At 72.7% G+C, this 6917-nt stretch carries 5 protein-coding genes; all 5 read right to left on the bottom strand.

Features of this window, described 5'->3' with window-relative positions; all coding sequences use genetic code 11:
* Window positions 1–97: 97 nt before the first annotated feature.
* A complete protein-coding gene (locus tag ACFQ6N_RS26265; RefSeq protein WP_380653735.1) occupies window positions 98–1270 on the bottom strand; it encodes a PucR family transcriptional regulator in 1173 nt (390 codons plus the stop codon).
* 120 nt (window positions 1271–1390) lie between these two features.
* Window positions 1391–2686, bottom strand: a complete 1296-nt coding sequence (locus tag ACFQ6N_RS26260) for an MFS transporter (RefSeq protein WP_380653733.1) — start codon at window positions 2684–2686, stop codon at window positions 1391–1393.
* A 238-nt stretch (window positions 2687–2924) separates the two neighbouring features.
* Window positions 2925–5054, bottom strand: coding sequence for an aminodeoxychorismate synthase component I (gene pabB / locus ACFQ6N_RS26255; RefSeq protein ID WP_380653730.1), 2130 nt, complete (start codon window positions 5052–5054; stop codon window positions 2925–2927).
* Window positions 5055–5066: 12 nt separating this feature from the next.
* Entirely contained in the window at window positions 5067–5927 is an 861-nt protein-coding gene (locus ACFQ6N_RS26250; protein WP_380653727.1) for an aminotransferase class IV, read from the bottom strand.
* Window positions 5924–6916 (bottom strand): aldo/keto reductase, encoded by a 993-nt coding sequence (locus ACFQ6N_RS26245; RefSeq protein WP_380653724.1) that lies wholly within the window; start codon window positions 6914–6916, stop codon window positions 5924–5926. Before ACFQ6N_RS26245 ends, ACFQ6N_RS26250 begins: the two co-directional genes overlap by 4 nt.
* Between the last annotated feature and the right edge of the window lies 1 nt (window position 6917).

Below are 6917 nucleotides of genomic sequence, written 5' to 3'. Positions count from 1 at the left end.
TTTTTTTCTCCTCTGGGGGGGCGGCGGGGGGGGGGGGCGGGGGGCCGGCGGGGGCGGGGGGGGGGCCCCCCCCCCCCACGGCGGTGGTCGGGCCCGCTCAGCGGGCGCTGATGATCCGGCTGGCGATCAGCCCGGCGCGCAGTACGCCGATGTCGCGGGAGCTGGTCGGGGAGAGGTGGGTGAGGTCCTGGATCCGGCGCAGCCGGTAGCTCAACGTGTTCGGATGGATGAACAGGCGTTTCGCGGCGGCCTTGCGCTCCTGGTCGCAGTCGAGGAAGGCCTCCAGGGTGTCGATCAGGTGCGAGCCCGAGCGGGTCAGCGGGGTCAGCCGGGCAGCCAGCCGGCCGACCAGGTCCGGTGCCCGGTGGAGCATGACCTCCAGCATCAGCTCCTCCATCAGGTAGACCCCGGGCCCGTAGCCCAGGGAGAGCGCCACCTGGCTGAGCTCGGCGGCCTCCCGGGCCGCCGACGGGATGTCATGGCGGGTCGCCGGGGTGGAGATACCACAGGTCACGAGTGGTGTGGCGGTCCCGCCGAAGACCGCCCGCAGGGCGTTCACCAGCTTGGCCTGGGTGGTCCGGCTGCTGCTGCGGACGGGCAGCAGCAGCACGGTATCCGCGGCCCGGTCGACGGTCAGCACTGCGGCGCCGGTGAGCCGCCGCAGGGCCTCCACCTGTTCGCGTCCGACGGCGGCCCGGGCGTAGCCGTGGTGCCCCTCCGCGGCGAAGGCTGCGACGGCGACCAGGTAGGTCGGTGCCAGGGAGGTCCGTACGGCGGGCGGCAGCCGGTCGGGGGAGCCGCCCTCGACGAGCGTCCTGGCGGCGAGGGCCAGCGCCTCGGGGGTCTCCGGCGACGGTCCGGCGGAGTCCTCCGGGAGCGGGGCGACACAGGCTTCGCCGTCCCGGACGCAGTGGAAGAAGTACTCGGCGTGCCGCAGCAGGACCTCGCCGTCGGTGACGTCGCGCAGGATGCGCCAGGCGTGTTCCAGGGCGGCGCGGTAGAGGACGGGCGGTGCCGCCGGTGCGGGGTCCTGCCGTAGGGCGCGGAGGACGGTGTGCCGTAGGGCCACGGTGTCGACCGGGATCCCGGTGAAGGCCGACCGCAGCACGATCCGGACGACCACGGCCACCGCGGTGGGCCAGGGGCCGTCCGGGGGAGGGTCGCCGGCGGCTCCGCCGTGGTCCAGCAGGGCCGCTCGGGCGGCCCGTTCGGAGACGGTGTCGATCTGTCGGAGGATGGTGTCCGGTGTCTCGATCTCAAAGACGCTCACGTTCCACCTCGGGTGTCGCCGGGGAATGCAGGTGCGTGACATGGGGGTCGTCCGTGGACGGGACGGGGCGGGCCGGTGGCGCCGCCGGGCAAGTCGGCCCGGTCATGTGGGGAGGGGCGGTCAGGGCCGGGTCGGTGACGGGCCGATGAGTTCGTCGAGGTCCCTGGCGCCGCGCAGCGGCGAGAGGACCAGCAGCAGGGCGGCGGCGGTCAGGACGACGGCCGCGCCCGCGAGGGTGGCGCGGGGACTGGCGGCGACGCCCAGCCAGCCGCCGAGCAGCGAGCCGACGGCGGCCGAGGTGCCGACCACCCAGCGGATCGAGGCGGTCATCCGGCCGAGCAGCTCGGGCGGGCACACCGACTGGCGGTAGGTGTACTGGGCGATGTCGTACACGACGAAGCGGGCCGACGAGCAGAGCATGTAGAGGCTGAGCACGACGACGGCGTTGCCGGGGGTGGCGAACACGGGGATGAAAGCGACCGGTGCGCACACCGCTGCCACCCAGAGCACGCGCGCGGAGCCGACCACTCGCATCAGCCGGGCGGCGAGGAGGCCGGACAGGAACCCGCCGGCCTCGCCGACCATGAACACCAGGCCCACGGTGGTGGTGCTCATGCGGAGCGTGTCGACCATGAAGACGAGCATGACCGCGATCCCGGCGAACAGGGTGAGGTTGCCCACGGCGGTGTAGGCGGTGAGCCGGCGGAGCACCCGGTCGGACCGGACGAAGGAGATGCCCTCGCCCATCTCGTGGAGCAGCCCGCGCGGACCGGTGCGGGAGCGGGCGTCCCGTTCCGGTCCGCGGTCGCTCTCGTGGTCGCCCCACACGGCGAGGAGGACGAAGCTGACGAGGTAGGACAGCGCGTCCAGCAGGACGGCCGCCAGGGCACCCGCCCAGCTGACCAGGGTGGCGCCGAGGCCGGGCCCGGCGAACCGGGAGACCGACTCGGTGACCGCGAACCGTGAGTTCGCCTCGGCCAGCCGGGACCTGGGGACGATGCCGACCCGGTAGCTGTCGAAGGCGATGCCGAAGACGACCGAGGCCGTCCCGGTCACGAAGGCCACGGTGTAGAGCTGCCACATCGCCAGCAGGTCGGACATCAGCGCGACCAGCAGCCCGGTCATGGCGGCCGCGCGCAACAGGTCGCACCAGAGCAGCACGGAGCGCCGCCGCCACCGGTCGACCAGCGGGCCGGCGGGCAGTGAGACGAGCAGGAAGGCGAGCATCGCGAGCGAGCGCAGCACGCCGACCTGGAATGTGGAGGCGTGCAGGGTCAGCACGGCGACCAGCGGGATCGCGAGCGTGCTGACCTGGCTGCCGACATCGCTGACGGCTTGTCCGGCCCAGACGGCCAGGAAGGTTCGATTGCGCCTGAGCGGGGGGGAATTCTCGGCCTGCGCCAAGGTTTGGGTCATGCAGAACACCGCCTGTCCCGGACAACGGGTCATTGCGCCGACCCGCCGGGTGGACGCAGGAGAAGTGGAGGACTCTCAGCGGTGCGCGCAACAGCCCGCGCTGTTCACGCGGAGCAGGTCCACGTGAATTCGCGCGATGAGGTGTTGCGTGGTATGCATGTTTCGATCTAACCGGAACTCTGTCCGGGGCGCAACGGTGAGATCCGAGGGGTAGTCAATTGCCCGGGCGGTGCCGGTATCAATTGACCGGAATACTGCGGGTGGTCGGCCGCGGGCTGTGACGGGTGGGTTGTTCCGGGACGAGGATCGAGGCCGGCCGGTCCGCCTTCAGCCGGGTCTCGGCGAGTTCCTCCGCCGGATCGGAGAGTGCGACGATCGCGCCGCCGGTGCCGAGCGTGGTCCGGTCGGGCTCGGCGACCAGGGTACGGATCACGATGCTCAGGTCGGCCGCGCCGCTCAGCGCGAAGTAGCCGAGCGCGCCGGAGTACACGCCTCGGGCGCCGCCCTCCAGTTCGTCGATCAGCTCCATCGTGCGCAGCTTCGGCGCGCCGGTCATGGACCCGCCCGGGAAGGCGGCCCGGACGGCGTCCACGGCGGAGCGCCCGGGGGCCAGCCGCCCCCGGACGGTGCTGACCAGCTGGTGGACGGTCGCGTAGGTCTCCACCGCGAAGAGGTCCGGCACGTGCACGCTGCCGACCTCGCACACCCGGCCGAGGTCGTTGCGGACCAGGTCGACGATCATCAGGTTCTCGCTGCGGTCCTTCTCCGAGGTGCGCAACTCCTCGGCCAGCCGGGCGTCTTCGGCGTGGTCGGCGCCGCGTCGACGGGTGCCCTTGATCGGCTTGGACTCGATGCGCCCCGAGCCGTCGATCCTGAGGAAGCGTTCCGGGGAGGCGCTGAGCACCCCGGCCTCGGGGAAGCCCAGCAGAGCGGCGTACGGGGCCGGGCAGGCCCGCCGCAGTCGGCGGTAGGTCGCGAGGCGGTCGATCCGCCCGGGCGCGGAGAGGGTGTTGGTGAGGCAGACCTCGTAGGTCTCGCCGTCGCCGATCGCGGCCAGGGTGCGGTCGATCAACCCGAGGTAATCGGAATCTCCGTGACGTGGCGTCATCCGCGGGAGTGGTGCCGGGTCCGGTTCCTCCGCCATGGCGGCCGGGTCGCGCGCGGCGTCGGACAGCGCGGCGGAGGCCGCGGTGAGCCAGCCCTCCGCGTCGGCCCCGGCCCCTTCGGCCGCCAGGCAGAGCAGGTGGGCACGGTGTCGCTCGTGGTCCAGGACCAGCATCCGGTCGCTGAACAGCAGTGCGGCGTCGGGCAGCGGTGAGCGGTGCGCGGCCCGGGCCCCGCAGTCCGCCTTGAGTTCGTAGCCGAGGTAGCCGACGTAGCCGAGGTTGAACTCGGTGCCGAGGCCGGGCACGGGCGGTAGCCGGCGCTCGGCGAGCCGGGCTTCGAGGTGGTCGAAGAGGGTCCCCGGGACGGTCCGCACGCCCCGGCGGTCCTCGATCCGGACGGCGCGCTCGGTGACGTCGTAGGTCACGTACTCGGACAGCGGCCCCGCGCCGCCGAGGAAGGAGAACCCGGACAGGTCGGCGGCGAGGCTGCTGTCCAGCCAGAAGTGCTGAGGGTCGTCTCGGAAGAGTGTCGTGAAGGCCTGCTCCGCGTCGGGGACGTGGTCGAGCGTCCGGACGTGGATCCGGTGGCCCGGGTCCGCCGGTGCCGGCGACGCTACGGTTGTGGCTGCCGGTGCCTGGCGCGCTGGGCCGGCCGACCGGCGGTGTCCGGCCCGGTGTCCGGCCCGGCGTCCGGCGGTGAGGTCGCGGAAGTTGGCCAGCAGTCGGTGCCCGTGCTCGCTCGCGATCGACTCGGGGTGGAACTGCACGCCCCACTGCGGGAGGGAGCGGTGGCGCACCGCCATCAGGACCCCGTCGGGCCCGTACGCCGTCGCCTCCAGGCAGTCCGGGAGCCGGTCCACGGCCAGCGAGTGGTACCGCACGGCCCGGAACGGCGACGGGATCCCCGCGAACAGGTCCTCCCCGTCGTGGCGCACGGTTGTCACCCGCCCGTGCACCGGTTCGGGCGCGTGCGCGACCCGCGCGCCGTGGTGGTGGCAGAGCCCCTGGTGACCGAGGCAGACCCCGAGCACCGGGAGGCCGAGGTCCAGGGCCCGGCGGCTCAGCCCGAAGTCCGCAGGCCGTTCGGGGCGTCCGGGGCCGGGTGAGACGAGCAGGTTGTCGAAGGACGCCGGGTCGAGCCGGTCCCAGGCCCGGTGGTCGTCGTTGCGGATCACGGTCGGCGGCACGCCGTTGACCTCGGCAGCCAGATGGTGGAGGTTGTAGGTAAACGAGTCGTGGTTGTCGATCAGCAGCGTGCGCATGGCTGTTCCTGCCTACTGATGGGTGAGTTCGCGAAACGCTCGGAGAACCGCACGGAACACCGGGTGCCCCTCGGAGCGGTAGGCCAGGTCTCCGATCCGGTCGATCGGGCGGAGCTCGCTGAGCGTTCCGCACAGGAACGCGGCCTCGAACGCGGGGAGTTCGGCGGGTCGGAGATCCTCCTCGAGCACCGGGACGCCGAGCGCGCCGGCCAGTTCGACGACCACTGCGCGGGTGATGCCCGGGAAGATGTCGGGCGTCAGTCGGGGAGTGACCAGGGCGCCGTCCCTGACGAAGAACAGGTTCGAGGTGCTGGCCTCGGCGATCAGGCCCCCGGCGTCCAGCATGATGCCGTCGTCGTACCCGCTCGCCCGGGCCTCGCGGGCCGCGAGGTAGCTGTTGGCGTACGCGCCGGACACCTTCCAGGAGGCCGGCACGGCGCGGTGCGGCACCCGCTGGATGCCGGAGATTCGGCAGGCCAGCGGCTCGTCCTGGTCGCGCTCGACCGGGACGGCGAACACGCAGGCGCTGCTGGTGTCCCGCTCGACCTGGAAGAACACCTCCGGTCCGGTCCGGTAGGCGATCGGGCGCACGTAGTGGGTCCGGGGCGGTACGGTCTCCAGCAACTCCCATATGCCGTCCAGTAGTTCATCGGCGCTCCAGGGCAGGGCCAGGTCCATCCGGGCTGCCCCGGTGGTGAACCGCCGCACGTGCTCGATGCCGCGGTGCAGGTACCAGGAGCCGCCGTTGCGGTACGCCATCAGTCCGTCGAAGACCGCGATGCCCAGGTGCAGGGTGTTGCTGGCGACGGAGGGGTCCGCCGAACGGCGCTCCGCGAGTGCGCCGTTGAACCAGACCGTGCTGCTCGCGGTCATGCGTCGACCGTCCTCTCGTCCCGTGCGGTTGCGCCGACGACGGCGTCGATCCGGGCCGACAGCCCGTCGTCCAGCAGGTCCAGGGCGTCCACCGCACCCGTGTTGTCGTCCAGGTGATCAGGCCGGGAGGCGCCGCAGATCGCCGAGGCCACCGCCGGATTGCGCAGTACCCAGGCGATCGCGAGCCGGCTCGGGGTGAGTCCGCTCTCCTGGGCGAGCCGGGTGAAGGCGGCGGCCCGCTCCAGGACGCCCGGGCCGAGCGCGTGGTCGCGCAGCCAGCCGTACGCCGGGTCGGCCAGCCGGCCGTCCGCCGGTACGCCCTGGTCGTAGCGGCCGCTGAGCAGCCCGTACCCCAGCGGTGACCAGGTGGTCAGGCCGATTCCGAGCCGCTCCGCCACGGGGGCGAACTCCCCTTCCAACCGGTCGCGTTCCAACACGTTGTAGAGCAGCTGCTCAACCCTCGGCGGGGCCCAGCCGTGCCGCTCGGCGAGGTCGCGGGCCTCGGCGACCTGGGCCGGCTTCCACTCCGAGGTGCCCCAGTACAGGACGTCGCCGCGTGCCACCAGGTCCGACATGGCGCGGACGGTCTCGGCGAGCGGCACGTCCGGGTCGAAGCGGTGGCAGAGCAGGACGTCCAGGTGGTCCACCCCCAGCCGGCGCAGCGTGGCGTGGCACCCCTCGACGACATGCTTGCGGCTCAGGCCCCAACTGCCCGGCCGGCGACGGTGCGTGCCGTAGAACACCTTGCCGCTGAGCACCAGCGTCTCCCGGGGGAGCCCCAGGCGGTGCAGCACCCGGCCCAACGCCTCCTCGCTGCGCCCGTCGGCGTAGGTCTCGGCGGTGTCGAAGTAGGTGACGCCGAGGTCGTAGGCGCGGGCCACGAGGCGGGCGGCGGCGTCGTCGTCCAGCCGTTCGCCGATGGTGGCCCAGCTGCCCAGGCCGACGGCGCTGATCTCCAGTCCGGTGGCGCCCAGTCTTCGGTACCGCATG

Source organism: Kitasatospora sp. NPDC056446 (genome assembly GCF_042796115.1).
GTDB lineage: Bacteria > Actinomycetota > Actinomycetes > Streptomycetales > Streptomycetaceae > Kitasatospora.
Note: the sequence above shows the minus strand (reverse complement) of the source record. Positions and strands in the feature narration are given on the sequence as shown.

Excerpts from the sequence above, each read along its gene's own strand:
- ACFQ6N_RS26250 (WP_380653727.1), bottom strand. The coding sequence starts at position 5,927 with ATGACCGCGAGCAGCACGGTCTGGTTCAACGGCGCACTCGCGGAGCGC.
- ACFQ6N_RS26260 (WP_380653733.1), bottom strand. The coding sequence starts at position 2,686 with ATGACCCAAACCTTGGCGCAGGCCGAGAATTCCCCCCCGCTCAGGCGC.
- pabB (WP_380653730.1), bottom strand. The coding sequence starts at position 5,054 with ATGCGCACGCTGCTGATCGACAACCACGACTCGTTTACCTACAACCTC.
- ACFQ6N_RS26245 (WP_380653724.1), bottom strand. The coding sequence starts at position 6,916 with ATGCGGTACCGAAGACTGGGCGCCACCGGACTGGAGATCAGCGCCGTC.